This window comes from Aquamicrobium lusatiense, from assembly GCF_014201615.1.
Classification (GTDB): domain Bacteria; phylum Pseudomonadota; class Alphaproteobacteria; order Rhizobiales; family Rhizobiaceae; genus Mesorhizobium; species Mesorhizobium lusatiense.
In genome coordinates this window covers 125,319-150,266 of sequence record NZ_JACHEU010000002.1, presented here as the reverse complement: position 1 = coordinate 150,266, position 24,948 = coordinate 125,319, and the positions used below count along the sequence as shown (strand labels likewise).

General features: G+C 63.8%; 23 protein-coding genes. 15 read left to right on the top strand and 8 right to left on the bottom strand.

The window, feature by feature from the left end; translation table 11 throughout:
- Positions 1 to 8: 8 nt before the first annotated feature.
- Together flgF and HNR59_RS14715 are read right to left on the bottom strand one after the other, a co-directional pair.
- A complete protein-coding gene (gene flgF, locus HNR59_RS14720) occupies positions 9 to 731 on the bottom strand; it encodes a flagellar basal-body rod protein FlgF (protein ID WP_183831778.1) in 723 nt (240 codons plus the stop codon).
- Between the two features lie 6 nt (positions 732 to 737).
- Entirely contained in the window at positions 738 to 1,853 is a 1,116-nt protein-coding gene (locus HNR59_RS14715) for a DUF1217 domain-containing protein (RefSeq protein WP_183831777.1), read from the bottom strand.
- Positions 1,854 to 2,022: 169 nt separating this feature from the next.
- On the opposite strand from HNR59_RS14715, the gene motA reads away from it, so the two are divergent.
- From motA to HNR59_RS14685, 6 genes are read left to right on the top strand one after another with little or no spacing between them, the layout of a single operon-like run.
- Positions 2,023 to 2,898: a flagellar motor stator protein MotA gene (gene motA, locus HNR59_RS14710; protein WP_183831776.1), complete on the top strand. Its 876-nt coding sequence runs from the start codon at positions 2,023 to 2,025 to the stop codon at positions 2,896 to 2,898.
- 28 nt (positions 2,899 to 2,926) lie between these two features.
- Entirely contained in the window at positions 2,927 to 3,850 is a 924-nt protein-coding gene (locus HNR59_RS14705) for a FliM/FliN family flagellar motor switch protein (RefSeq protein ID WP_183831775.1), read from the top strand.
- Positions 3,851 to 3,872: 22 nt separating this feature from the next.
- Positions 3,873 to 4,271: a flagellar motor switch protein FliN gene (gene fliN / locus HNR59_RS14700; protein WP_183831774.1), complete on the top strand. Its 399-nt coding sequence runs from the start codon at positions 3,873 to 3,875 to the stop codon at positions 4,269 to 4,271.
- 46 nt (positions 4,272 to 4,317) lie between these two features.
- The gene (locus tag HNR59_RS14695) at positions 4,318 to 5,334 is read left to right on the top strand and encodes a flagellar motor switch protein FliG (RefSeq protein WP_183831773.1); all 1,017 of its coding nucleotides are present in this window, start codon (positions 4,318 to 4,320) and stop codon (positions 5,332 to 5,334) included.
- Positions 5,335 to 5,345: 11 nt separating this feature from the next.
- A complete protein-coding gene (gene flhB, locus HNR59_RS14690) occupies positions 5,346 to 6,428 on the top strand; it encodes a flagellar biosynthesis protein FlhB (protein ID WP_183831772.1) in 1,083 nt (360 codons plus the stop codon).
- Complete coding sequence (locus tag HNR59_RS14685) at positions 6,425 to 6,880, top strand: hypothetical protein (RefSeq protein ID WP_183831771.1); 456 nt, start codon at positions 6,425 to 6,427, stop codon at positions 6,878 to 6,880. The genes flhB and HNR59_RS14685 overlap by 4 nt, the downstream gene beginning before the upstream one ends.
- On the opposite strand, the gene HNR59_RS14680 is transcribed toward HNR59_RS14685, so the two are convergent.
- The 3 genes from HNR59_RS14680 to HNR59_RS14670 form a co-directional block, all read right to left on the bottom strand.
- On the bottom strand, positions 6,870 to 7,631 hold the full coding sequence (locus HNR59_RS14680) for a helix-turn-helix transcriptional regulator (RefSeq protein WP_246374726.1): 762 nt from the start codon (positions 7,629 to 7,631) through the stop codon (positions 6,870 to 6,872). The genes HNR59_RS14685 and HNR59_RS14680 overlap by 11 nt on opposite strands.
- Positions 7,628 to 8,338 (bottom strand): helix-turn-helix transcriptional regulator, encoded by a 711-nt coding sequence (locus tag HNR59_RS14675; protein WP_183831770.1) that lies wholly within the window; start codon positions 8,336 to 8,338, stop codon positions 7,628 to 7,630. Before HNR59_RS14675 ends, HNR59_RS14680 begins: the two co-directional genes overlap by 4 nt.
- 435 nt (positions 8,339 to 8,773) lie before the next feature.
- Positions 8,774 to 10,183: a helix-turn-helix domain-containing protein gene (locus HNR59_RS14670; RefSeq protein WP_183831769.1), complete on the bottom strand. Its 1,410-nt coding sequence runs from the start codon at positions 10,181 to 10,183 to the stop codon at positions 8,774 to 8,776.
- 189 nt (positions 10,184 to 10,372) lie between these two features.
- Between HNR59_RS14670 and HNR59_RS14665 the strand changes: the two genes are divergently transcribed.
- From HNR59_RS14665 to scpA, 4 genes are read left to right on the top strand one after another with little or no spacing between them, the layout of a single operon-like run.
- The gene (locus tag HNR59_RS14665) at positions 10,373 to 11,905 is read left to right on the top strand and encodes an acyl-CoA carboxylase subunit beta (protein WP_183831768.1); all 1,533 of its coding nucleotides are present in this window, start codon (positions 10,373 to 10,375) and stop codon (positions 11,903 to 11,905) included.
- 19 nt (positions 11,906 to 11,924) lie between these two features.
- Positions 11,925 to 12,206, top strand: a complete 282-nt coding sequence (locus tag HNR59_RS14660) for a hypothetical protein (RefSeq protein WP_239799395.1) — start codon at positions 11,925 to 11,927, stop codon at positions 12,204 to 12,206.
- 22 nt (positions 12,207 to 12,228) lie between these two features.
- The gene (locus tag HNR59_RS14655) at positions 12,229 to 14,232 is read left to right on the top strand and encodes an acetyl-CoA carboxylase biotin carboxylase subunit (protein ID WP_183831767.1); all 2,004 of its coding nucleotides are present in this window, start codon (positions 12,229 to 12,231) and stop codon (positions 14,230 to 14,232) included.
- A 13-nt stretch (positions 14,233 to 14,245) separates the two neighbouring features.
- Complete coding sequence (scpA, locus tag HNR59_RS14650) at positions 14,246 to 16,396, top strand: methylmalonyl-CoA mutase (protein WP_183831766.1); 2,151 nt, start codon at positions 14,246 to 14,248, stop codon at positions 16,394 to 16,396.
- Between the two features lie 22 nt (positions 16,397 to 16,418).
- Here the strand turns inward: scpA and HNR59_RS14645 are convergent, their stop codons facing one another.
- From HNR59_RS14645 to HNR59_RS14635, 3 genes are read right to left on the bottom strand one after another with little or no spacing between them, the layout of a single operon-like run.
- A complete protein-coding gene (locus HNR59_RS14645) occupies positions 16,419 to 17,066 on the bottom strand; it encodes a CDP-alcohol phosphatidyltransferase family protein (RefSeq protein ID WP_183831969.1) in 648 nt (215 codons plus the stop codon).
- A 37-nt stretch (positions 17,067 to 17,103) separates the two neighbouring features.
- Complete coding sequence (locus tag HNR59_RS14640) at positions 17,104 to 18,054, bottom strand: phosphatidate cytidylyltransferase (RefSeq protein WP_183831765.1); 951 nt, start codon at positions 18,052 to 18,054, stop codon at positions 17,104 to 17,106.
- The gene (locus tag HNR59_RS14635; RefSeq protein ID WP_183831764.1) at positions 18,051 to 18,710 is read right to left on the bottom strand and encodes a lysophospholipid acyltransferase family protein; all 660 of its coding nucleotides are present in this window, start codon (positions 18,708 to 18,710) and stop codon (positions 18,051 to 18,053) included. The genes HNR59_RS14640 and HNR59_RS14635 overlap by 4 nt, the downstream gene beginning before the upstream one ends.
- 301 nt (positions 18,711 to 19,011) lie before the next feature.
- On the opposite strand from HNR59_RS14635, the gene HNR59_RS14630 reads away from it, so the two are divergent.
- The 5 genes from HNR59_RS14630 (at position 19,012) to HNR59_RS14610 (ending at position 24,940) form a co-directional block, all read left to right on the top strand.
- Positions 19,012 to 20,436 (top strand): SLC13 family permease, encoded by a 1,425-nt coding sequence (locus HNR59_RS14630; protein ID WP_183831763.1) that lies wholly within the window; start codon positions 19,012 to 19,014, stop codon positions 20,434 to 20,436.
- A 27-nt stretch (positions 20,437 to 20,463) separates the two neighbouring features.
- Entirely contained in the window at positions 20,464 to 21,339 is an 876-nt protein-coding gene (locus tag HNR59_RS14625) for a LysR family transcriptional regulator (protein ID WP_183831762.1), read from the top strand.
- A gap of 255 nt (positions 21,340 to 21,594) precedes the next feature.
- Complete coding sequence (locus tag HNR59_RS14620; protein WP_183831761.1) at positions 21,595 to 22,629, top strand: amino acid ABC transporter substrate-binding protein; 1,035 nt, start codon at positions 21,595 to 21,597, stop codon at positions 22,627 to 22,629.
- 20 nt (positions 22,630 to 22,649) lie between these two features.
- Positions 22,650 to 23,840 carry an amino acid ABC transporter permease gene (locus tag HNR59_RS14615; RefSeq protein WP_183831760.1) on the top strand — a complete coding sequence of 397 codons (1,191 nt, stop codon included), beginning with the start codon at positions 22,650 to 22,652 and terminating at the stop codon, positions 23,838 to 23,840.
- Entirely contained in the window at positions 23,837 to 24,940 is a 1,104-nt protein-coding gene (locus HNR59_RS14610; RefSeq protein ID WP_183831759.1) for an amino acid ABC transporter permease, read from the top strand. Before HNR59_RS14615 ends, HNR59_RS14610 begins: the two co-directional genes overlap by 4 nt.
- Positions 24,941 to 24,948: the final 8 nt, after the last annotated feature.

Here is a 24,948-nt window from a genome sequence, read left to right as displayed (position 1 = left end):
GGTGGCCGCTACTTGGGACCGAGGGCCTTGATCGCCTCGTCGACGGAACTGCCCGCCTCGCGGATCATGGCCGACATGTTCTCAAAGGCGCGCTGCACCTGAATGAGACGCATCATTTCCAGCATGGGGTTGACGTTCGACTGTTCCACGAAGCCCTGCGCCACGCCCACATCCTGTCTGTCGACGATGGGCTGCGGTGCAGTATGTGCGAGGATGCCGGAATTTCCGACACGCTGGAAATCGGCCCCCGGCTCGAAGGCAAACAGGCCAAGCGCTGCCACGAGGCGTCCATCCTGCGTGAGGGTGCCGTCGGCACCGGCTTCGGGCGGCCCATCGTTGGGATCGAGCTGGATGGGCGCGCCACCGGCATCGAGCACCGGATGGCCTTCCACCGTGACCAGCGCACCGGAATTGGCAAGGGTGAAGCGTCCGTCGCGGGTCATCACCGTGCCGGCCGGCGTTGCGATGCCGAACCAGGCATCGCCCTGAATGGCGAAATCCAGCGGATTGCCGGTCTCCACCTTGCTGCCATTGGACGTGGACATGAAGGTGGTGCCGGAGGATGCAAAGGAGACAGACCGGGGACCGGTGCCGGAAACGACATCCTCGAACTTCACCCCGCTGGCGCGGAAGCCGACGGTGGAGGCATTGGCGACATTGTCGGCGATGGTGTTGAGCCGCCGCTCCAGCGCAACCTGCGAGGAAAGGGCGACATAGAGGCTGTCCTGCATGGCGTTCTATCTCGACTTCAGCTGTTGCATCGCCATCAGCAGGTCGGTCGAGACGCCGATGGTCGCCGGCTGGGCGAACAGGATGCTGGCGGCACTGACCGCGGTGGAGGGGTTGGCGGCGTCGTGCAGGCTGGTGAAGCGGGTGAGGAACTTCTCCAGCTTGGCCGGGTTGGCGAAGTCCTCGATGTTCATTCTGGACTCGAACAGCTTCACCTGCCGATCGATATCGGCCTTGGCGAAGGATTCCGGCAGGCCGAAAGCCGTGCGCACCACGCTTGCCAGCGCCTTGTCGGCCAGCACCTGATACCAGTCGGTGATGTCGCCGGCCTTGCGCTGGAAATAGAGCGCCAGCCGCACGCCCTCATTGCTGTTGCCGGCGTCTTCCTCCAGCGTCTGGCGCAGATATTTGTCGACGACATTCTCCTGCGTTGGCACCCATGTGGTGGCCTTTTCACCCAAGCCGGCGAAATCGAACGCGCTGGCAAGGGCAGCGTAACGCTTGTCTTCCATGGTGTTGGCAAAGCTCGCCGGATCGGACGCGCCGCCTTCCAGCACCTTGCGGATGGTTTCCGGGCTCTCGGTTTCGGGATCGAGCGCATAGGCGCGCAGGGCATAGTCATAAAGCCTTGCATCGGCGAAGAGATCATCGATCGACTTCACGTCCGCGATCTTGCTCATGTAGTAGTCGGTCTCGGCCTGGACGATCTCCGGATCGACGCTGTCGATGCTGGCCTGAATGGCATAGTTACCGGTCGTTGCCTGCTGCGCCTTGTTGTAGATCATCGCTGCATCGCCGTGCTTGGCGAAGTTGAAGGTCGAGACGAATTCTGCGTAGCGCTTGTCGGTCAGCTTGTTGGCGAAGCTGTCGGGATCGGTGACGCCTTCCTTCAGCGCCTTGACCATGAAGGCGCGGGCGTAGCTCATGTCCTGAAGACCGAACGCCTTCATGGCATATTTGAACAGCCGGTCGTCCTTCACGAACTCGTCGATCGAGCTGACCTTGCCGATGTTTTCAAGATAATATTTCGTTTCGCGGTCGACCGTCGGCTGACGCTCGATGCGGTCGATCGCCTTCGGGATGTCCCGCGCAATCAGCTTGTAACTGACGAAAGTGCTCAACACGACATGCCTCCGGCCGAAGCTGCATGGCATGAAGAGTAGGCGCACTTCCTTGCGCGAAGCTGAATCGGCTTTTTCGCCGGTCTGACAGCCCGTGCGTCACGGATTCAAGCCTCACACAAGGCACGCGCGCTAATCAGTGTGCCTGATGTGAGAAGCGGAAGGACGAACCGTGGGCATTCTGATCGGATTTGTGGTCACGCTCGGCTGCGTTCTGGGCGGCTTCATGGCCATGGGCGGTCATCTCCATGTGCTCATGCAGCCGTGGGAGCTGGTCATCATCGGCGGTGCTGCGCTCGGTGCGTTTCTCGTCGCCAATCCCATGAAGACGGTCAAGGACACCGGCCGCGCCATCATGGAAGCCATCCGGCAGTCGGTGCCGAGCGAGCGCGAATATCTGGAGACGCTGGGCGTTCTGCACAGCCTGATGCGCGAGCTGCGCTCGAAGTCGCGCAGCGAGGTCGAGGCTCATATCGACAACCCGGAAGAATCGGCGATCTTCCAGGCATTTCCCACCGTTCTGAAGAACAAGGATCTCACCAACTTCATCTGCGACTACTGCCGCATCATCATCATCGGCAATGCGCGCTCCTACGAAATCGAAGCGCTGATGGACGAGGAAATCCAGACGATCCGCGCCGACAAGCTCAAGGCCTATCACTCCATGGTGGCGGTGGGCGATGCGCTGCCGGCGCTGGGCATCGTCGCGGCCGTTCTGGGCGTGGTGAAGGCGATGGGCGCGCTCGACCAGTCGCCCGAGATTCTGGGCGGGCTGATCGGCGCGGCGCTGGTGGGAACCTTCCTCGGCATCTTCCTCTCCTATGCCGTGGTCGGCCCCGTGGCCTCCAAGATCAAGGTCGTGCGCGAGAAGCAGAACCGCCTCTACATCATCGTCAAGCAGACGCTTCTGGCCTACATGAACGGCTCGCTGCCGCAGGTGGCGATCGAGTTCGGCCGCAAGACGATTTCTTCCTACGACCGTCCCTCCATCGATGCGGTGGAGCAGAGCACCATGAATGCTGTCATTGCCGAGAAGAAGGCAGCCTGATGAACAGCTTTCCGAGCGAGACGGCATCATGAGCAGTCCGGCAAGCCCGGCCGGCACCCGTTCGCTGATCCTTGAGCGGCTGCTCGGCGACAGCGGCGACGCCGGGCAGGTCATCGGCGCAGGCCGCTCGATGGCCGAGCGCGCGCTGCCCTTCGTCATGAAGCGGCTGGCCGAGGAAATCGGCGCGCCGGTGACGGTCGACCTGCAATCGGTAGAAGTGGCGCGGGTGGCGGAAGCGCGGGCGGTATCAGGCTCCTGCTATGCCATGACGACCGTGGCATCGACGATTTCCTCCGATGCCATGACCATGGTGATGGATGCGGTGGCTGTTTCGGTTCTGGTCTGCACCCTGTTCGGCGGCGATCCCGAGCAGCCGGTGGCGACGATCGACAGGGATTTTTCCCCGGTCGAAATCGACGTGGCGACGCTGGTTTTTCAGGAACTGGCCACGGTTCTCAATGGCACCGGACGGCGTTCGCTGGAACTGAAGCTGCCGGTTCCGCGCGCCGTGACGGGGCTGGAAGCGAGCCGGCGGGTGCTGCGCGACGGGCCGGCCGTACGCATCGTGTTTGCGTTGTCGACACCGGCGGAGCGGGGCACGGTTGTCATCACCATTCCGCAGCGCGTGCTGTTGTCGCGCAACCCGGCCGAGGTCGATGCGGAAGACAATTCGCGCTGGCAGGCGCATTTCTCCGAGGAGGTGAAGCGCTCGACCATTTCGCTGGAGGCGACGATGCCTCTGGCGCGCCTGACGCTCGGCCAGCTTGCGGGATGGCGTGTCGGCGATGTCATCGAGCTTGGCGATATGGCGCAGACGCAGGCCCGCCTCGCCACCCGCGACCGCACCCTGTTCGTATGCGAGTTCGGCAAGCTCGGGAACAATTACACGGTGCGCATCAAGCGGCCTCACGACGAGGCGCAGGATTTCATGGATGGGCTCGTGCAGGAGTGATCCGCGCGGGCAGCAGGAGACTATGAGTATGACGAAGGCCAATGCAGAAGCCCTGAACCACGGCCAGAATCCCGGTCAGGACGAGCAGCTCGACCGCGCCATCGAGGAACTGCGCGGCGTGCTTCAGCAGGAGGAGCAGGAACCGCAGGCGGCCTCTTCCACGGCCGCTGCTGCCAGCAGTGTCATCATGGACATTCCGGTGGAGGTGCAGATCGTGCTTGGCAGCACCGAAATGTCCGTGTCCGAGCTGATGACGCTGCAGAAGGGTTCCACGGTGGCCCTGGACCGACGCATCGGTGAGCCGATCGATCTGGTGGTCAACGGTCGCCGCATCGCACGTGGTGAGATCACCGTTCTGGAAAACGACTCCTCGCGTTTCGCCATCCGCCTGACCGAAATCGTCACCACAAAGGGCTCGTGAGGACGGGCATGGGGCATCGCGCCGATAGCAGGCAGGAAGGGACCGCATGACGATGTCGCTGACGCTGACCCGGCCCCAGAAGGCGGCGGCCATACTCGTCGCCATGGGCAAGCCTGCCGCCGGAAAACTGCTGAAATTCTTCAAGCAGGAAGAGCTGAAGTCGCTGATCGATGCAGCGCGCCTTCTGCGCACCATCCCGCAGGCCGACCTCGAAAAAATCGTGGCCGAGTTCGAGGCGGAATTCACCGAAGGGGCCGGCCTGCTCGACTCGGGCGACCAGATGGACACGCTGCTCAACGAGACGCTGTCGCCCGAAGAGGTGAGCGCCATCATGGAAGGCAGGCAGGAGAACAAGCCTGCCGGACCTCTGCCGGTCTGGCCACAGGTGGAGAAACTCGATGCCGCGCGCATCGGCGCCTTCCTTGCGGGCGAACATCCACAGACGGGCGCTCTGGTGCTGTCGCGATTGTCGTCGCCGCTCGCCGCGCAGGTTCTGCTGACACTGGAAAAGCCGCTGCGCTCGGAGATCATGAAGCGCATGGTCACCATGGCCAGCGCCCCGCAGGCGGCGATGCGGATCGTAGAGAACCAGATACGCGCCCGGCTGCTCGACGGCATGTCCGGCAAGGACACGTCGACCGGGCAGGCACGGCTTGCCAGCGTGCTCAACGAGATGGACAAAGCCCAGCTCGACGAGGTGATCCAGGATCTGGAAGCGGCAGGCACGCCCGATCTCGCGGGCGTGAAGGCACGAGTGTTCTCATTCGATGACATGCACCTGCTCACCCAGAAGGCGCGGGTTCTGGTTTTCGACGGATTGTCGAGCGACGTGGTGACGCTGGCTCTGCGCGGCGCGCCGGAAGAGCTGACCGAGGCGGTTCTTTCGTCGATCGGCGCACGCACCCGGCGCATGATCGAATCCGAGCTTTCAATGGGTTCAGAAGGGATCCCGCTGGCCGACATCATGCAGGCGCGCAAGACGATTGCTTCGGCCACGGTGCGTCTGTCCCGCGAAGGGGCTTTCGAGCTTCCGGCAGCACAGATCCCCGGCGAAGAGACATGACTGGCTGAACCATGGCCGAGGGCGTCGACAAGGATTCCAAAACCGAGGAAGCGACCGAAAAGAAGATCCGCGACACCATCGAAAAGGGCAAGCTGCCCCACTCAAAGGAAACGGCGATCTTCGCATCCTTTGTCGCGATCCTTGCCTTTACCGTGTTCTATGCGCGCGATGCGGCGATGGAACTGGGCATGTTCCTGTCCATGTTTCTGGAAAAGCCGGATGCCTGGCCGCTGGCCACGGAAACGGATGTCATCGAGCTCTATCGCTCCGTGATGATGGAAATCGGCCGTGCGGTGGCCGCACTTCTGGTGCTGCTTGTCGTGGCGGGCATCGTCGCTTCCGTCGGCCAGAACATGCCGCGCTTCGTGGGCGAGCGTATCCGGCCGCAAGCCTCGCGCATTTCGCTCGTGCAGGGCTGGAAGCGGATGTTCGGCGTGCAGGGCTTCGTGGAGTTCCTCAAGTCGGTCGCCAAGGTGGGCTTTGCCATTCTGGTTCTTGTGATCGTGCTCTCCGACAGCGTCAGCCGGATCTTGTCCGGCATGCTCACCAATCCTGTCGAGTTCGCCTCGGTGATCCGCGGCTTTGCCGTCGATATTCTGATCGCCATCGTTTTCGTGATGGGGGCGATCGCTGCCGCCGACTTCATCTGGCAGCGCTTCCACTGGAAGCAGGATCTGCGCATGACGCGTCAGGAGGTCAAGGACGAACTGAAGCAGTCCGAAGGCGATCCGATCGTGAAGTCGCGCATCCGCTCGGTGGCGCGCGACCGGGCGCGGCGGCGCATGATGGCGGCCGTGCCGCGCGCCACGCTGATCATCGCCAACCCGACCCACTACGCCATTGCGCTGAAATATGTGCGCGAGGAGGATTCCGCTCCTCTGGTTCTGGCCAAGGGGCAGGATCTGGTTGCGCTGAAGATCCGCGAACTGGCCGAAGCCAACGGTATTCCCGTGTTTGAGGACGTTGCGCTCGCCCGCTCCATGTACAAGCAAGTTTCAGTGGATAGCGTGATCCCGCAGCAATTCTATCAGGCCGTCGCCGAACTGGTGCGGATCGTCTATTCCAACAAGGCCAGACCCCGGCAGGTGACATGATCAGGCAGCCGCACGCAGAAACCCGCGAAAGCATCGTCGCCAGAGCGATCCAGCAGGTCGTCGGCGAACTGCGCCTCGTTGATGTCGCCGACTACATCGCCTTTATCCGGCTGGAACAGTTTGGCTGCGTCTCCGATCTCGTGGATTCGGCTGCCGAACTCTACTTCATGCCCGGAACGCTCAGGCTCGGCCACGGCGGCGAGGCCTTTGTCGACTGGGGCGGCAGTCCGCGCATCGTGCTCGATCTGGAGCTCAGGCCGGCCGGGGTGACCGTGTATTTCCAGCTCACGCTTGAAGAAAACCACGCTTCCGTAGTGGTCAACTACGTCGCGTTCGAGACAGCGGCGGAGGATCCGCAGATCAACACGGAAATGCTGCGCAAGGCGGTGGAGCAGGCGCGTATCAGACCCGCGCTTGCGCTCGATGCAGAAGAAGGCCGATCTATTCGATAAGGCCGAGCCTGAGGGCCTTGGCCACTGCCTGCGTGCGGCTGACGGCATTCAGCTTCTGCGCCGACTGCGTGAGATACTGATTGGTGGTGTGCACCGAAAGCTTGAGAATGCGGGCGATTTCCTCGCTCGTATAGCCGTTGGCGGTGAGCTTCAGGCATTCCAGCTCGCGGCGTGTCATTGCCCGGGTCAGGCTGGCGGAAGCGGGGCGCAGGCGGGTGACTTCCGAAAACAGCGAAAAGCATTTGCTGTGAACTTCGAACAGCAGGTTCTGATCGATATTCGTGCAGGGGCCGGCAAACACCACCAGCCCACACTGGTTCCGCTCGGCGTGGACGGGGAAGGCAATGCCGGAGGTGCCGGCTATGATCGGTTCGATCTGCGTAACCCAGCAAAGCGCGCCGAGACGTTCCGCGGCCGGGCTTTGCGGTCCTTCGCTCCACCACAAGGGCTCCGTCGAGGTGCGGACATGGCGCACCAGATGCTCGATATTGCCGGTTACGCTCTTCGCGAAACCGGCGCCCGGATGATCGGAATCGAGGCAGGGAACCAGCTTTGCCCGCTCCTGCATGAGCGGGGCGAGAAAGACCGCGAATGAGGTGGCGTTGATCTCCTGTGCCATCCATCGGCAGCGCCGCACGGCATCGGAAATCGTCAGCGCATGCTCGCCACCCTGCGGCCAGACGATTGCCTGACGCCCGGGCTGGTCGTTAACAGGGGTTGCGTCGATCGGTGTAAGGGCTGCGTGGATCAAATGATGCCGCTCCTGATCGCGGTTGCGATCGCCATCGCCCGGTTGCTGGCCGAGAATTTCTGAATTGCGTGGGTGATGTAGCTGTTGACCGTGTTGGACGACACGCCAAGAATAACTGCGACTTCATCCGTCGTCTTGCCTTCCGAAACCCAGAACAGGCATTCCCGCTCGCGGTCGGAGAGAGGGTCCTGTGCCGTGTCGCCGGTCACGAGATGGGCCGCGCGCGACAGTGCATAGCAGCATTCCATCTGGGTGCGCGCCAGCGCGGCCAGATCGATCTGCCCCGGCTGCTCGGAGGAAAACAGGATGAAAAGGCGCTGGCTGCCCACATTGAGGGTCAGCGAATAGATTTCCGCATGGCCGAGAACGGTGAGCAGCTTTGCCTCTTCGCCGTTGATCAATGCGCCGGTTCCGGGCGCCGCGGCAGAAATCAGGGCCGAAGGGCGCATTCCGGGCGTTGCGGTCCATGGTCCCTGCGCCAGCGTGGCAATAAGCTGCCGGCCGATCAGTTCGATGACGTCGAATTTCCAGTTCGAGGCGACGATGCGGGCCTGATTGCGCGCTTCGCCATGGGAAATCGCTACAAGCATGTAGCTGTCAGCGCCGGTATTGGCGGCGGCATTCATGAGGAAACCGGTCAGTTCCCCGCGCGAGGTGAGGCGGCCTTTCAGCGTGTCGGCTTCCGAAGATGCAACGGCTTTGTTCATGACAGTCTTCTGGCCAGAATCGGTCGTTCGCCGTGGAGGAAACACGGCGGGCGGATACGCATCACAATCACGTTGGACGCCGGAATTTGGGAACACATGCTGCCGGGAACGCACTGGGCACCGGCAATGCCCGACCGGGCGACTCCGTCGGGGGACGCGAAGGCCATCGCGCCTTGCGGCAGGCATTTCGCCCGCTGCTTCAGACTTCAGATTGCTCGCCCCGCCCCCGCAGGATCGACTGATTCGTGGTTAATCTACCCCCAGTTGAATCCCACATCAAATGGGAATTGACAAAAAGTCGCTTCGGAGTCCTCGCTGCGACTCGCAAGGCCTTCATTTGCGGATTCATACCGTCCGGGAACGTCGGAAAATCGCTTGCCGGGGTGTCTAATGCACCGCCTGACGAGGCCGCTTAACGTCGCCTGGGGAACTTCGTCATTCCAGCCGGTACGGCACTGGTGAGCGCAGATCGTGATCGACGTGCAGGCGCCGTTTGAAGGGCGGGCTGGCGCGCTGGTCGCAACTGGCGCGCTCGCAGATGCGGCAGGAAATGCCGATCGGATCGAAAGCGGCACGGTTGTTCAGATCGAGGCCGTCCGCATAGACAAAGTCGCCGGCATAAGCGACCTCGCAGCCGAGCGCGATGGCGTAGCGCCTTCGCGACGCGTTGAAGCCGCCGCCGGACTTGGCGATTTCGGTCGCCACGCACAGATAACGCACGCCGTCCGGCGTCTCGGCCAGTTGCCTGATGATGCGGCCGGGCAGCTCGAAGGACTGGTGCACGTTCCACAAGGGGCAGGCGGCGCCAAAGCGGGCGAATTGAAGCTTGGCGGCGCTGTGGCGCTTGGTGATGTTGCCGGCCCGGTCGAAGCGGGCGAAGAAGACGGGCACGCCTTTCATGCCGGGGCGTTGCAGCGTGGAAAGGCGGTGCGCCACCTGTTCGAGGCTCGCGCCGAAGCGGGCGGCCAGCAGTTCCAGATCGTGGCGCAACTCGCGCGCGGCGGTGACAAAGCTCTGGTAGGGCAGGGTGACGGCCCCGGCGAAATAGTTGCGCAGGCCGATGCGGCAGATTTCGACTGATTCCGGTGAGCGGAATTCGGCGCGGCGCGCGATGGTGTCGATCTCCGTCTTCAGTTCCAGCGAGGCAATCTGGTAGGCCATCTGGAAATGGCGCGTTGACGCGGGCGAATAGGCGTTCAGGTAGAGAAGCCTGGAAGCGGGATCGTAGCGGCGCAGGACTTCCTCGCCTTCCGCCGCCTTGAGGATGCGCACGCCGTGGCGCATTTCCAGATGGGCGGCGAGTGCCGCACCCGTTTCCGCCTCCGGAATGCCGATTGAGTGGGCCAGCTTCTCGCCGGCCATGTCAATCTCGTGGATGTAGTTGTCCATGAAATGGAAGAAGTCGCGCACTTCCTCGTAAGGCGTGGGGTCGGCCAGTCCGCTGGTGCGCGACATCTGGTCGAAACCGGCAAGCTGTTCGCTGTTGCGGCGATAGGCCTGATGGCAGGCCACCAGCGCGTGGGCGAGGCCCGGCGCATTCTGCACCACAAGCTTGAGTTCCTGCATGCCGGGCGAATAGTTTTCAAACAGCGGATCGGCCAGTGCTTCGGAAAGCGCGGATAAAAGCCGGTCGCTGCTGCCGGCCGAAAGCTCCGACATCTCGATCTGGAATTTCTCGGCCAGCGCCAGCAGCACCGTGGCCGAAACCGGGCGCTGATTGTTCTCGATCTGGTTCAGATAGCTGGTCGAGATGCCCAGCCGTTCGGCGAAGGCGGCTTGCGTGTGGCCGTGGGCGAGGCGGGATTCGCGTACCTTGCGGCCGATATAGAGCTTGCCTGTTGACATGTTCGCATTTTCACAATTCGCAATTTGCAAAATTCTATACTATGCAAATCCACCCGTTCCAGCATTTTCTTGGGGAGCGCCTGGCTCTATCGGAATGGAAACAAAGCCGGCTCAGGCTGCCGGCGAGGGAGAGACCATGCCGACACCGCTTTTCGTGCCTGTTCTCCGCAGCTTTGGGGAGGGCCACTGATGCGCAACGTTCTCGAGCAACTGGAGGCGCGCCGCGCCGAAGCCCGTCTTGGCGGCGGCCAGCGGCGCATCGATGCCCAGCACGCCAAGGGCAAGCTGACGGCGCGCGAGCGCGTCGAGGTTCTGCTGGACGAGGGCTCCTTCGAGGAGTTCGACATGTATGTCACCCACCGCGCCACCGATTTCGGCATGGCGAGCCAGAAGGTGGCGGGCGACGGCGTGGTGACCGGCTGGGGAACCATCAACGGCCGGCTGGTCTATGTGTTTTCGCAGGATTTCACCGTGCTCGGCGGTTCGCTGTCGGAAACCCATGCGCAGAAGATCTGCAAGATCATGGACATGGCCGTGAAGAACGGCGCGCCGGTGATCGGCCTCAACGATTCCGGCGGCGCGCGCATTCAGGAAGGTGTTGCATCGCTCGCCGGCTATGCCGACGTGTTCAAGCGCAATGTCGACGCGTCGGGCGTGGTGCCACAGATTTCGGTGATCATGGGCCCCTGCGCTGGAGGCGCGGTCTACTCGCCGGCGATGACCGATTTCATCTTCATGGTGCGCGACTCGTCCTACATGTTCGTCACAGGGCCGGACGTGGTGAAGACCGTTACCAACGAGATCGTGACGGCCGAGGAACTGGGCGGCGCGCGAACGCACACGCAGAAATCCTCCGTGGCCGACGGCGCGTTCGAGAACGATGTCGAGGCGCTGGAGGGCGTGCGCAAGCTGTTCGACTACCTGCCGCTCAACAGCCGCGAGAAGCCGCCGGTCCGACCCTTCCATGACGATCCGGCGCGCGTCGACATGAAGCTCGACACGCTGGTGCCGGATTCGGCCAACAAGCCCTACGACATGAAGGAGCTGATCGCGGCGATTGCCGACGAGGGCGACTTCTTCGAGGTTCAGGAAGCGTTCGCGAAGAACATCATCACCTGCCTGATGCGCATCGAGGGGCAGACGGTGGGCGTTGTCGCCAACCAGCCCATGGTGCTGGCCGGCTGCCTCGACATCGATTCCTCGCGCAAGGCCGCGCGCTTCGTGCGCTTCTGCGACGCCTTCAACATCCCGCTCCTGACGCTGGTGGACGTGCCCGGCTTCCTGCCCGGCACGGCGCAGGAATATGGCGGCGTCATCAAGCATGGCGCGAAGCTTCTGTTCGCCTATGCGCAGGCGACCGTGCCGATGGTGACGCTGATCACCCGCAAGGCTTATGGCGGGGCCTATGACGTCATGGCCTCCAAGCACATCGGCGCCGACATCAACTATGCCTGGCCGACGGCCGAGATCGCGGTGATGGGCGCCAAGGGCGCGACCGAGATCCTCTACCGCTCGGAACTGGGCGATGCGGAAAAGATCTCCGCGCGCACGGCCGAATATGAAGAGCGTTTCGCCAATCCGTTCGTCGCAGCCGAGCGCGGCTTCATCGACGAGGTGATCATGCCGCATTCCTCGCGCCGCCGCATCGCGCGTGCCTTTGCAGCACTGCGCAACAAGCGCGTGGAAGGTCCGTGGCGCAAGCATGACACGATGCCTCTGTGAGAGCGGGGCCGGAGGAGCGATGAACAAGCCGAAGCTGACGCCGGAGGCGGCCCGAAAGGACCACTGGCAGATGCTGCGCTTCATGGCGCTGAACGCAGCGCTTGGCGCGCTGATCGGGGCGCTGACGGCCATCGCCATCATCTGGCTCGACATTGGCGGCATCGGCGCACGCATAGACCGGGCGGCAAATCCGGTCATCCCGATATTGCTGCTGGTTGCGCCTTTCGCCTTCGTGTTCGGCGGCGTGGTCACCGCTTCCGCACTTCTGACGATGCCTTACGAGAAGAAATTCAAAGACTGATTTGGGGACTGGAGACGGGCTGATGTTCAAGAAGATCCTCATTGCCAATCGCGGCGAAATCGCCTGTCGGGTCATCCGCACCGCGAAGAAGCTGGGTATCAAAACCGTCGCCGTCTATTCGGACGCCGACCGCGATGCGCTGCACGTGCGTCAGGCCGATGAGGCGGTGCATATAGGTCCCGCGCCCTCGTCGCAGTCCTACATCGTCATCGACAAAATCCTCGAAGCCATCCGCAAGACAGGCGCTGATGCCGTCCACCCCGGCTATGGCTTCCTGTCGGAAAACGCGGCTTTCGCCGAGGCGCTGGAGCAGGAAGGCGTCGCCTTCATCGGCCCGCCGGTGAAAGCCATCGAGGCGATGGGCGACAAGATCACCTCCAAGAAGCTGGCGGCGGAAGCGGGCGTTTCCACCGTGCCCGGCCATATGGGGCTCATAGAGGATGCCGATGAGGCGGTGCGCATCGCCTCCCAGATCGGCTATCCGGTGATGATCAAGGCCTCCGCCGGCGGTGGCGGCAAGGGCATGCGCATCGCGTGGAACGATGCCGAGGCGCGCGAGGGCTTCCAGTCGTCGAAGAACGAGGCGAAATCCTCCTTCGGCGACGACCGGATCTTCATCGAGAAATTCGTCACCCAGCCGCGCCATATCGAGATTCAGGTGCTGGGCGACAAGCACGGCACCATTCTCTACCTCGGCGAGCGCGAATGTTCGATCCAGCGCCGCAACCAGAAAGTCATCGAGGAGGCCCCGTCGCCCTTCCTCGATGAGGCGACACGAAAAGCCATGGGTGAGCAGGCCGTGGCACTGTCGCGCGCGGTCGGCTATTTTTCGGCCGGCACGGTCGAGTTCATCGTCGATGGCGACCGCAATTTCTACTTCCTTGAAATGAACACCCGCCTTCAGGTCGAGCATCCGGTGACGGAGCTGATCACCGGTATCGATCTGGTGGAGGAGATGATCCGGGTTGCGGCCGGCGAGAAGCTGCGCATCGCGCAGGGCGACGTGAAGCTGAACGGCTGGGCCATCGAAAGCCGCCTCTATGCCGAAGACCCCTATCGCAACTTCCTGCCCTCCATCGGCCGCCTGACGCGCTATCGCCCGCCGGCGGAAGGCAGAAGCGACGATGACACCATCATCCGCAACGACACCGGCGTGTTCGAGGGCGGCGAGATTTCCATGCATTACGACCCCATGATCGCCAAGCTGTGCGCGTGGGCGCCGGATCGCCTCGGCGCCATCGAGGCCATGGGCCGCGCGCTGGACGATTTCGAGGTCGAGGGCATCGGCCACAATCTGCCGTTCCTGTCGGCGGTGATGGATCAGCAGCGCTTCCGGGACGGGCGGCTGACCACCGCCTACATCGCCGAGGAATTTCCCGACGGTTTTGGCGGCGTCACCGCAGGCGAGCGTCAGGCGCGCCGGCTGGCGGCGGTCGCCACCTTCATCCATCTGCGGCTTGCGCGCCGCGCGGCGCAGATTTCCGGCGTGCTCGCCAACCATCCGCGCAGCATCGGCGCAGACTGGGTGGCGACAGTTGCCGATCATGAATTCGCGCTCGCCGTGACTGAAGGTGCCGCCAGCGACACGATAGCCTTCGCGGATGGTGAGAGTGTCGCTGTTGCGAGCGAGTGGCTGCCCGGCTCCACCCATGCGGTTTTCGTGGTGGATGGCGAGGTGATGGGCGTGAAGATCACGCTCAACGGCTCCTCGATGCACCTGCGCTGGCGCGGCATCGATGCGAAAGCCTATGTGCGCAGCCCCCGCGTCGCGGAACTGGCCAGGCTGATGCCGGTCAAGCTTCCGCCCGATACGTCGAAGATGCTTCTGTGTCCGATGCCGGGCGTGGTCACCTCCATCGCCGTTCACGAAGGTGACGAGGTGCAGGAAGGACAGGCGCTGGCCACCGTCGAGGCGATGAAGATGGAAAACGTGCTGCGCGCCGAAAAGGCCGGCAAGGTCAGCCGCGTTGCCGTCGAGCCGGGTGCCAGCCTTGCCGTCGACGAACTGATCCTCGAATTCGAATAGGCAGGGAATTGTGATGAGCGATCCGAAGCCCGACCCCAATATCGAGAAATGGCGCACCCTGGCCGAAAAGGAGGTCAGGCGCGATCCCGATACGCTGGTTTGGAACACGCCGGAAGGCATTCCCGTCAAGCCGCTCTACACGGCCGACGATCTGGATGGTGTCAATCATCTCGGCAGCCTGCCGGGCTTCGCGCCCTTCGTGCGCGGTCCGCGCGCCACCATGTATGCGGGGCGTCCATGGACGATCCGCCAGTATGCGGGTTTCTCCACGGCGGAGGAATCCAACGCCTTCTACCGCAAGGCGCTGGCGGCGGGCCAGCAGGGCGTGTCGGTCGCCTTCGACCTTGCCACCCATCGCGGCTATGACAGCGACCATCCGCGCGTGGTCGGCGATGTCGGCAAGGCAGGCGTCGCCATCGATTCCGTCGAGGACATGAAGATCCTGTTCGAGGGCATTCCGCTCGACCAGATTTCCGTCTCGATGACCATGAACGGCGCGGTCATTCCCGTGCTCGCTAACTTCATCGTGGCCGGTGAAGAGCAGGGCGTGCCGCGTGAAAAACTGTCGGGCACCATCCAGAACGATATTCTCAAGGAGTTCATGGTCCGCAACACCTACATCTATCCGCCCGAGCCTTCGATGCGGATTATCGCGGACATCATCGAATACACGGCGAAGGAGATGCCGAAGTTCAACTCCATCTCCATTTCCGGCTATCACATGCAGGAAGCCGGCGCGACGCTGGTGCAGGAACTGGCATTCACGCTGGCCGACGGGCGCGAATATGTGCGGGCGGCGCTGAAGAAGGGCCTCGATGTCGATGAGTTTGCCGGGCGGCTCTCCTTCTTCTTCGCCATCGGCATGAACTTCTTCATGGAAGCGGCCAAGCTGCGCGCCGCGCGCCTGTTGTGGACGCGCATCATGCAGGAGTTCGAGCCGAAAAAGCCGTCCTCGCTGATGCTGCGCACCCATTGCCAGACCTCCGGCGTGTCGCTGCAGGAGCAGGACCCCTACAACAATGTCGTGCGCACCGCCTATGAGGCGCTGGCGGCGGCACTCGGCGGCACGCAGTCGCTGCACACCAACTCCTTCGACGAGGCGATCGCGCTGCCGACTGAATTTTCGGCGCGCATTGCCCGCAACACCCAGCTCATCCTCCAGCACGAGACGGGCGTGACGAAGGTGGTCGATCCGCTGGCCGGCTCCTACTATGTCGAGAGCCTGACCAATGAGCTTGCCGATGCAGCGTGGAAGCTGATCGAAGAGGTCGAGGCGATGGGCGGCATGACCAAGGCGGTCAATGACGGCCTGCCGAAGCGCCTGATCGAGGAGGCGGCGACCCGCAAGCAGGCGGCCATCGACCGCGGCGACGAGGTGATCGTCGGCGTCAACAAGTACCGCCTCGAAACCGAGGACGAGATCGACATTCTCGACATCGACAACAAGGCGGTGCGCGAGGCGCAGATCGCCCGCATCGAGCGCACCAGACGCCAGCGCGACCCGAAGAAGGCCGAGGCAACGCTGGACCGGCTGCGCGAGGTGGCGCGCTCGGGGCAGGGCAACATCCTCGAAGCCGCCGTGGAGGCGGCGCGGGCGCGCGCCACGCTCGGCGAAATTTCCGATGCCCTGCGCGATGCCTTCGGCGATCACTCGGCCGTGCCGAAAGTGGTGAGCAAGGTCTACGGCCCCGCCTATGAGGGCGAGCCGGAATATGAGAATCTGGTCGACCGGCTGGATCAGTTCTCGAAGGCGCTGGGCGCTTCACCCCGCATCATGGTCGCCAAGCTCGGGCAGGACGGGCACGATCGCGGCGCCAAGGTCATCGCCTCGGCCTTCGGCGATCTCGGCTTCGAGGTCATCGCCGGCCCGCTGTTCCAGACGCCGGAGGAGGCGGCCGATCTCGCGGTGAAGTCGAAGGTGCAGGTGGTCGGCATGTCGTCGCTGGCGGCAGGGCACAAGACGCTGGCCCCGCAACTGGTGGAGGCGCTGAAGGCGCGGGGTGCAAGCGAGGTCATCGTCGTGGTCGGGGGCGTCATCCCGCGTCAGGACTACCAGTATCTGCTCGACCATGGCGTGGCCGCCGTGTTCGGCCCCGGCACCAATGTGCTGGATGCCGCGCGCGCCGTGCTCGACCTCATGGAAGGCAAGCGCCGCAACATCTGACCCGGCGGGGAGGCGGCCGGCGTCAGCTCTTGCCGGCGCGCAGGCGCTTCACCTGTCTGAAGCCGCGGCGAAGGGCGGTGAGCGCGGCCCCTGCGGCGATGATCCACAGCGCTGCCACCAGCACCTCGTTGCGGCCGTCCCACAGGAACCCGAACACCGAAAGCAGGGCCGCGCCTGTCACCACTGCCATGCGGTGCTGCTTGGCCATGGGGCCGCAGAAGTCGCTTGCCACGCCATTGGCGCGGCCAAGCTCGCGCACATAGGCGGTGAGCACGGCGAATGCGGCAGCCGCCCAGCCGAGCCCAGGCTCGCCGATCCCGTAGCCGATGCCGGCGAAGATCATGATGTCGGCGGCGCGGTCGGGGAATTCATTCCAGAACGGCCCGTCCGCTTCTGCCTTGCCGCCTTCCACCGCGACCATGCCGTCAAACAGGTTGCACAACAGGCGCAACTGGCAAAACAGGGCCGCCGCAATCAGCAACACGATGCGGGCTGCGCCTTCATTCGCGCCGGAGAAGAAAAAGGCGATGCCGGCCAGCGCGGCCATGACCATGCTGGCCTGCGAGATCGCGTTGGGCGTGATCGACATGTGAACCATGCGCTTTGCCATGGTCTGGGCCCAGCGCGTGTCGCGGCTGGCCAGCGGCCTGCGGTGGCCTTTTTCCATGATCGTCAGTCCTTGCCGGTTGTGATGTTCAGCGCCGCCTTCATGACAGCGACCACCAGTAGCGCGTGAGGTGGAAGAAGACGGGCGCCGAGAAGACGACCGAATCCAGCCGGTCGATCAGCCCGCCATGCCCGTCGATCAGATGGCCCCAGTCCTTGACGCCGCGATCACGCTTGATCGCCGACATCACCAGCCCGCCGAAGAAGCCCATCATGGCAATGACGAAGGCCATGATGCCGGCCTGAACGGGCGTGAACGGCGTGATCCACCACAGGCCCGCCCCAATTAGAGTTGCCGAGGCGACGCCGCCGACAAACCCCTCGACTGTTTTTGAAGGCGAAAGGTTGGGCGCGATCTTCGTGCGGCCGAAGAGCTTGCCCCACACATATTGCAGCACGTCGCTCAATTGCACGACGATGACGAGGAAGGCGATCAGCAGGACGTTGCGGCCCTCGAAGCCCGGAATGTTCAGGGTCAGCAGCGCCGGCACATGCGAGGCGCAGAACACGCAGATCATCAGCGCCCATTGCAGCTCGGCGATGCGGACGAGGAAGTTGTGGGTGTCGCCACGGATCACCGCGATGATCGGCATCAAAAGGAACGCATAGACCGGGATGAACACGCTGAAGATGCCGTACTCCTCTTTCCACAACAGGAAATACTGAAGCGGCACGACGACGAAGAAGGCCGTCGCCAGTGCCCAGTGGTCGGCGCGGCGGGTGTTGGTCAGCGTCACGAATTCGCGCAGGGCGGCGAAGGAGCAGAAGGCGAACAGTACCAGCACCCCGACGCGTCCGGCGATGAAGGCGATGGCGATGAGGATCGCCATGATCCACCAGGCGTTGATGCGTGCGTTCAGGTTTTCGATGGTGCTGTTGGAGCCGTCCGGGGAAAGCCGCCATTGCAGGATGCGCCCGACGAGCGAGGCCAGCACCAGCACGCCGCCGATACCGAGCAGCAGCAGAAACATGTCATGCCAGGTGGTGCTCATTGGGCATTACCCTCCACTTTTGGGCCCTCCGCTTTGGGCGCCAGCGCGAGCAGGGCGGCCTGCGCGCGTTCGATGAAGGCTTCCTTGTCCTCGCCGGCCTGAAGGCGAAGCGGCGGGCCGAAGGTGGTGGTGCAGATCAGCGGAACCGGCACGAATTCGCCCTTCGGCATGACCCGGTTGAGATTGGCGATCCACACCGGCACGAGGTCGACGTCGGGGCGGGCGCTCGCCAGATGAAACAGCCCTGTCTTGAACGGCAGCAGGGGCAGGTCCGTCTGGTTGCGGGTGCCTTCGGGAAAGAAGATCAGCGAGGCGTGTTCGTCCAGCGCTTCTGCCATCATTTCGATGGGGTCGTTGTCGCGTTCCTCGCGCACGCGCTGAATGAGCACGGCGTTGAAGACATCCTGACCGATGAAGCGCCTCAGTGGCGACTTCAGCCAGTAGTCGGCGCCGGCGACAGGGCGCACGCGCCGCCGCAGGCGCGGCGGCAGCACCGCCCATATCAGAATGAAGTCGCCGTGACTGGCGTGGTTGGCGAAGTAGACCGATTGCCGGCGTGGCGGGCCGTTCTCATCCCAGATCGCCCTGACGGCCGTGACTGCCCGCGCAAACAGCAGAACAACCCCGGCAAAGAGGTCCGCCATGAATGCTTTCATTCTGTTTCCTGCTCGTCGTCCAGGGAAGCATCTGATGGCGCGGGGGCAACGCCGAAGGAGCCAAACCGGGATCAGCTTCGAATCCGGGTTCGCAACCTATTGCAGAACCCTGCGCTATGCCAAGCGCAGGGGAGGCGTCCTGCACCGGTTTTACGGTTCTTGATACTAATGCAGTGGAGTTGCAGGCGCGGCTGTGTAATGGCCATCCATTTTCGCGAGGGTCGGGCTCCGAAACTACGATTGGATTGCACGATAGTGGATGCGGCACAGTCGGCAACGATCAATGCAAAGCCTGAACACAATGTCCCATACCGCCGCTGCCGAAAACCACAAGCTGAGGCTGCGCCGCGATCCGCGCTGGAAGAGCGCGATCATACTGGCGGCGAGCGGTCTTGCCGCCATCTTGACGGGCCTGCATCTGCCGCCGGAAATGGCCGTCGCGGCGGGCCTGGGCGTGTTCTGCATCGGTATGTGGGCGACGGCGGCGGTGCCGGAATATCTGCCTGCGCTTGTCTTCTTCGTGGTCGCGATCGTCCTGCAGGTGGCATCGCCGCAGGTGGTGCTGGGCGCGTTCCAGTCATCCACGCTGTGGCTTTTGTTCGGCGGCATGGTGATGGGCAGTTCCATCCGCTTCACCGGGCTCGGGCAGCGCATGGCGTCGCTGCTTGCCGGCGTGCTGGGGCGCCGGTACGGCAGCGTGATCGCTGGCGTCGTCGCCTTCAGCCTCGCGCTTGCGTTCTTCCTGCCATCCTCGATGGGGCGCATCGTGCTGCTGGTGCCGATCATCCTGTCGCTGGCAGACCATATGGGTTACGGCGAAGGATCGGCGGGGCGCACCGGCATGCTGATGGCAGGGGCTTTCGGAACCTGCATCCCAGCCTATGCCATCTTGCCGGCCAATACGCCCAACATGATCCTCGCCGGCACGGCGGAAAGCCTCTACGGGTTCCGCATCGGCTATTTCGACTATCTGGTGCTGCATTTCCCGGTGCTGGGTGCCGGCAAGGCGGCAGCGCTCGTCGGCCTCATCCTGTGGATGTTTCCCGATCGCGCGCCGCTGCGTGCTGCCTCCGATGTCGGGGCCGCCCAGCCGCTGAGCCGGCGCGAACGGCATCTTGCCGTCCTTCTCGTCGTTTCGCTGCTCCTGTGGTTGACCGATGCCTTGCATCATGTGTCGCCGGGCTGGATCGCGCTGGCGGGCGCCATCTGGTGCCTGTGGCCCGGCAGCGGCCTGACGTCGCCCAAATGCCTCAACGAAGAGATCAATTATGCGACCCTGTTCTTCGTTGCCGGCATCATGGGGCTGGGGGCGGTCATCGCCTCCACCGGGCTTGGCGAAACCATCGTGGCGGCGCTCGGCGAACATGCCGGCTTCGCTCCGGACCAAGCATTCCACAACGTCGCCGCCCTTCTGGCGATCTCGTCGCTGGTGGCTGCCGTCACCAATCTGCCGGGCGTGCCGGCGGTGCTCACGCCGGGTGCCGGGCATCTCGCCGCCGTCACCGGCCTGCCGCTCGCAACCATCCTGATGACGCAGGTGCTGGCTTTCTCCAGCGTGCTCCTGCCCTATCAGGCGCCGCCGCTGGTCACGGCCACCCAGATCGCCGATCTGGCCCCGCGCGCGGTGACGCGGCTGTGTCTGGCGCTTTTTGCGGTAACGGTGCTGGTGCTGCTGCCGCTCGATCTGGCATGGTGGCATGTGCTGGGCATGTTCCGGCAGGGCTGAACAGCGGTTACGGCGAGGCAGGCAGATATGGAGATCCATCAGCTCAAAACTTTCATAGCCGTGGCGTGCGAGGGCAGCATAACCCGCGCGTCGGAACGGCTTTATCTGAGCCAGCCTGCCGTCAGTGCTCACATCAAGGCCATCGAGGACACGCTCGGCCTGACGCTCTTCGCCCGCACGCCGCGCGGAATGACGCTGACGCCCGATGGCGAGCGGCTGCTTGCCAGAGCGGAGCAGACCCTGCAGGCACACCGGGAACTGATCGAGGAAGCGACACGCATAAGGGGGCAGCTGAGCGGCAGGCTGCGCATAGGCGGCGGTAGCAATTCGGGCACTGACGCCGTCGGGCGGTTGTTGATGCGGCTATCGGAGCGATACCCCGAAGTCGAGGTGGATCTGGAGCATGGCCATTCCCTCGACGTGCTGGACGGCATTCGAAGCGGCAGGCTGGACGCCGGGTTCTACAACGAGCCGGCAGACCCGCCTGAAGATATGAAAACGATCCAGGTCGGCGGCTTCGCCATTTATCTGGCTGCGCCGGCGGGGCTGTTGCCGGTTTCGGACGAGCCGGACTGGCAGGCCATGGCGGAACTGCCGTGGATATACCCCACCGTCGGCGCATCCTGCTGCGGCCACGCGGCGGAAAGCCTGTTTCGCCGCTATCAGTTCCGGCCGCGCAGGACGATCGGCATCGACAGGGAAAAGGTGACGCGATCTCTGATCGCCGGAGGTGTCGGCATCGGGCTCCTGCATGCCGATACAGCCAGGCAGGCGAGGCAGGACGGCGAGGTCGACGTGATCTGTCAGGTGGGTGACGAGGTCAGGGTGATGTTCGCTTTCCTGCAATCACGCGCGCAGGACCCGTTGCTGATCGCCGCGGCAAACCTTCTCGAAGCAGCATGATGGCTTGCGCCGCAGCACAAGGGCACCGGGATCGCGTCGGTGCTGATTTTCGAAGAAGGGTGATCGTCAGACGTAATCCTGCCCCTGACAAGCGCTGCCTGCCAGATGCGCATGGTGAGAAAAACACTCGCCGGATCGGCGTCTAATTAGATGCCTGTTCCTTAATCGGGCGCGCGCGCCGGCTATCCTGAGCATGTCACGGAGACGGTCTCCCGCCGCTCCGTCCACGGACCGAACCGCTCAGGAGACGACAACATGACATCCATTCTCGCTTCCGGCCTGCGCTGGACGAAGCTGGTGACGGCGACCGCGGCACTGGCCACGGCGCTGGTTTCCACCTCCGCCATCGCCGGTCCGACGCTCGACCGCATCAACCAGCGCGGGGCCATCAAGGTCGGCGTCGGCACGACGCCGGGCTTCTTCGCACCGGATTCCAACGGCCGCTGGCAGGGCTTCTTCATCGACTACGGGCGGGCGCTTTCCATCGCCGTATTCGGCGATCCGGAAAAGGTCGAGTTCACCTCGTCCTCGCCGCAGCAGCGTCTGCCGGCACTTCAGGCCGGTGAGTTCGACATCCTGCTTTCGGGCGTCACCGTGACCATCACGCGCGCCTTCCAGCTCGGCTTCCATTTCGGCCCGACCATCTTCTATGACGGGCAGGGGTTGCTGGTGCGCAAGGATCTGGGCGTCGAAAAGGCGGCCGACCTCGACGGCGCCACCATCGGCATCCAGAGCGGCACGACCGGAGAGCTGAACATCGCAGATTTCTTCCGCAAGACCGGCCATAGCTTCACCCCCGTGACCATCGAGGATACCGGCGAATTCATCGCCGCGCTCGAATCCGGCCGCGTCGACGCGATCACGCAGGACAGTTCCGACCTTGTCGGCAAGCTGACGCAGCTCAAGAAGCCGGATGACTATGTCGTTCTGCCCGAGCGCCTGTCGAAGGAACCGCTGGCCCCGGCAATCGCGGGTGGAGACGACCGCTGGCTGGAAATCGTCAACTGGACGGTCAATGCAACCATTCAGGCTGAAGAATGGGGCATCACCAGCCAGAATGTCGACGAGTTTCTCAAGAGCGAGGACCCGGCGATCCAGCGCTTCCTGGGCGTTGACAAGTCGCTGGGCGAGGCGATCGGCCTCGATCCGAAATGGGCCTACAACATCATCAAGACGGTGGGCAATTACGGCGAGATCTTCGACCGCCATCTGAAGCCGCTCGGCTGGGAGCGGGGCTATAACAGCCTGTGGACCGACGGCGGCCTGCTCTATTCGCCGCCGTTCCGCTGAGAGCGGCCGAACAGGCGCTCATGACCACGCATTTCGACATCGCACCGGGCCGTCGGCCCGGTGCTTTCAGCAGGCTGGCGGGCTGGTGGGGTCCCCGGCCTCTGGCGCAGGTCGCCGTCATCGTCGCGGTGATTGCGCTGTTCTACGGGCTCGGATCGACCATCGCCGCCTCCATGGCGCGCATCGGCATCAGCCCCGGCTTCGATTTCCTGTGGCGCTCGGCCAATTTCGAGATCGGCGAGCAGGCCATTTCCTTCAAGGCGGGCGACACCTATGCGCGCGCCATGCTGGTGGGCGTTCTCAACACGCTGAAAGTAGCGCTGCTCGGCTGCGTGCTGGCCACCGTGCTCGGCGTCTTTCTCGGCGTCGCCGGTCTTTCCGGCAATCTGCTGCTTGCCGGCATCGTGCGCTGGTACATCGAGATCGTGCGCAACACGCCGCTGCTGCTCCAGCTCTTCTTCTGGATTTCAGTCGCCAAGGCGCTGCCCGCGCCGCGACAGGCGCTGACGCTGTTCGATGCCGTTTTCCTGAGCGGACGTGGCATTTACGTGCCCGGTCCCGTGGTCGAAGGCGCTTCGGTTTCGACATGGCTCGGCCTTGCCGCCGTGGTGACTGCTTTTGTGGGATCGCTTGTCGTTTCCGCGCGGCGTTCGCAACTCGGTTTGAAACGTGCGCTGCTTGTCATTCCTGGCGCCTTTATCGCGGCAGCGCTCGTCTTCCGGCTCGGCGGTGCGTCCGTGCAGTTCGAGGTGCCGAGGCTGGCCGGCTTCAATATTCGCGGGGGCTGGAGCCTGTCGCCCGAATTCGCTGCATTGCTGACGGGGCTTACCGTGAAGTTCTCCGCTTCAATCGCCGAGATCGTGCGGGCCGGCATCGAATCGGTGAAGCAGGGGCAGTGGGAAGCCGCCCGTGCGCTCGGCCTGCATGAGGGGCAGATCATGCGTCTGGTGGTGCTGCCGCAGGCGCTCCGGGTCATCACGCCGCTGACGACCTCGAACTATCTGGACCTCACCAAGGATTCCAGCCTCGCGGTCGCCATCGGCTATCCCGACCTCGTCAGCGTGGTCAACACCACCGCCAACACCACGGGCCAGGCGTTCGAGGCGCTGATCATCATGATCGCGGTCTATCTGGCGCTCAACCTCGTCCTGTCGGCGCTCATGAACATCTACAACAACCGCGTGGCGCTGCGCGGGGGAGGGCCGGCATGAGCGTGATCGAGGCCGAAACGCAATTCGGTGCCGGTCCCGGAACGGTCAGGCCGCCCCTGCGCGCAAGGCTGGCGGACGGGCTGTTCGGCACGAAGCTCAATACGGCGATCACCATCGTGACCACCGCCTTTCTGGTGTGGACGGTTCCGTCCCTGCTGCGCTGGGCGCTGATCGACGCGACATGGAGCGGTACTTCGGCGGACTGTGCCGCACGCGCCGGGGCCTGCTGGGCCTTCATCGGTACCAAGTTGCGCTTCATCTTCTTCGCCTTCTATCCGCCCGACCTGCACTGGCGGCCGCTGTTCGTCATTCTGCTGCTTCTGGCGCTGGTGACGGCCAGCGTGCTGCCGCGCTTCTGGAACCGGGGTCTGCTGATCGCATGGTTCGGCGCCATCGGCGGCTCGTGGCTTTTGATGAGCGGCTGGCCGGGCGGGCGCATCGTTCCGTCCAACCAGTGGGGCGGCCTGCCCGTCACGCTTCTGGTGTGGACCGTGTGTTTTGCAGTGGCGATGCCGCTCGCCGTGCTTCTGGCGCTGGCGCGGCGCTCGAAGATGGGCGGCCTGCGCACGCTGGCGATCGGCTATATCGAGCTGATGCGCGGCACGCCGATGGTGGCCATCCTCTATGTCGCCATGCTGATCGTGCCGATGGCGCTGCCGGAAGGCATCACCCTCGACAAGACTTTCCGCGCCATGATCATGATCGCGCTGTTCTGGGCCGCCTATCTGGCGGAAGTGGTCCGCGGTGGCTTGCAGACCATTCCGCCCGGCCAGTACGAGGCCGCCACCGCGCTTGGTCTCGGTTACTGGCGCTCGATGCAGCTCGTCATCCTGCCGCAGGCGCTTCGGGTGGTCATTCCCGGCATCGTCAACCTCGCCATCGGCTTCCTGCTCGCAACCTCGCTGCTGGCGGTGATCGGCATCTTCGATCTGCTCAACGCCGCCAAGGCATCCGCCACCGACCCGAAATGGCTGGGCTTCTACGACGAGGCCTATCTGCTGGTGGCGGCAATCTACTTCACCTTCTGCTTCGTCGGGTCCCGTTACAGCCGCAGGCTGGAGCGCCGCCTTTCCGGCCGGCCGCAGCATGGCCGTGGGTGATGCGCAGC

Excerpts from the sequence above, each read along its gene's own strand:
- HNR59_RS14675 (WP_183831770.1), bottom strand. The coding sequence starts at position 8,338 with ATGAACAAAGCCGTTGCATCTTCGGAAGCCGACACGCTGAAAGGCCGC.
- flhB (WP_183831772.1), top strand. The coding sequence starts at position 5,346 with ATGGCCGAGGGCGTCGACAAGGATTCCAAAACCGAGGAAGCGACCGAA.
- HNR59_RS14665 (WP_183831768.1), top strand. The coding sequence starts at position 10,373 with ATGCGCAACGTTCTCGAGCAACTGGAGGCGCGCCGCGCCGAAGCCCGT.
- HNR59_RS14630 (WP_183831763.1), top strand. The coding sequence starts at position 19,012 with ATGTCCCATACCGCCGCTGCCGAAAACCACAAGCTGAGGCTGCGCCGC.
- HNR59_RS14640 (WP_183831765.1), bottom strand. The coding sequence starts at position 18,054 with ATGAGCACCACCTGGCATGACATGTTTCTGCTGCTGCTCGGTATCGGC.
- HNR59_RS14670 (WP_183831769.1), bottom strand. The coding sequence starts at position 10,183 with ATGTCAACAGGCAAGCTCTATATCGGCCGCAAGGTACGCGAATCCCGC.
- HNR59_RS14615 (WP_183831760.1), top strand. The coding sequence starts at position 22,650 with ATGACCACGCATTTCGACATCGCACCGGGCCGTCGGCCCGGTGCTTTC.
- HNR59_RS14625 (WP_183831762.1), top strand. The coding sequence starts at position 20,464 with ATGGAGATCCATCAGCTCAAAACTTTCATAGCCGTGGCGTGCGAGGGC.
- fliN (WP_183831774.1), top strand. The coding sequence starts at position 3,873 with ATGAGTATGACGAAGGCCAATGCAGAAGCCCTGAACCACGGCCAGAAT.
- HNR59_RS14610 (WP_183831759.1), top strand. The coding sequence starts at position 23,837 with ATGAGCGTGATCGAGGCCGAAACGCAATTCGGTGCCGGTCCCGGAACG.
- HNR59_RS14655 (WP_183831767.1), top strand. The coding sequence starts at position 12,229 with ATGTTCAAGAAGATCCTCATTGCCAATCGCGGCGAAATCGCCTGTCGG.
- HNR59_RS14695 (WP_183831773.1), top strand. The coding sequence starts at position 4,318 with ATGACGATGTCGCTGACGCTGACCCGGCCCCAGAAGGCGGCGGCCATA.
- HNR59_RS14705 (WP_183831775.1), top strand. The coding sequence starts at position 2,927 with ATGAGCAGTCCGGCAAGCCCGGCCGGCACCCGTTCGCTGATCCTTGAG.
- HNR59_RS14620 (WP_183831761.1), top strand. The coding sequence starts at position 21,595 with ATGACATCCATTCTCGCTTCCGGCCTGCGCTGGACGAAGCTGGTGACG.
- HNR59_RS14685 (WP_183831771.1), top strand. The coding sequence starts at position 6,425 with ATGATCAGGCAGCCGCACGCAGAAACCCGCGAAAGCATCGTCGCCAGA.
- flgF (WP_183831778.1), bottom strand. The coding sequence starts at position 731 with ATGCAGGACAGCCTCTATGTCGCCCTTTCCTCGCAGGTTGCGCTGGAG.
- HNR59_RS14660 (WP_239799395.1), top strand. The coding sequence starts at position 11,925 with ATGAACAAGCCGAAGCTGACGCCGGAGGCGGCCCGAAAGGACCACTGG.
- HNR59_RS14635 (WP_183831764.1), bottom strand. The coding sequence starts at position 18,710 with ATGAAAGCATTCATGGCGGACCTCTTTGCCGGGGTTGTTCTGCTGTTT.
- scpA (WP_183831766.1), top strand. The coding sequence starts at position 14,246 with ATGAGCGATCCGAAGCCCGACCCCAATATCGAGAAATGGCGCACCCTG.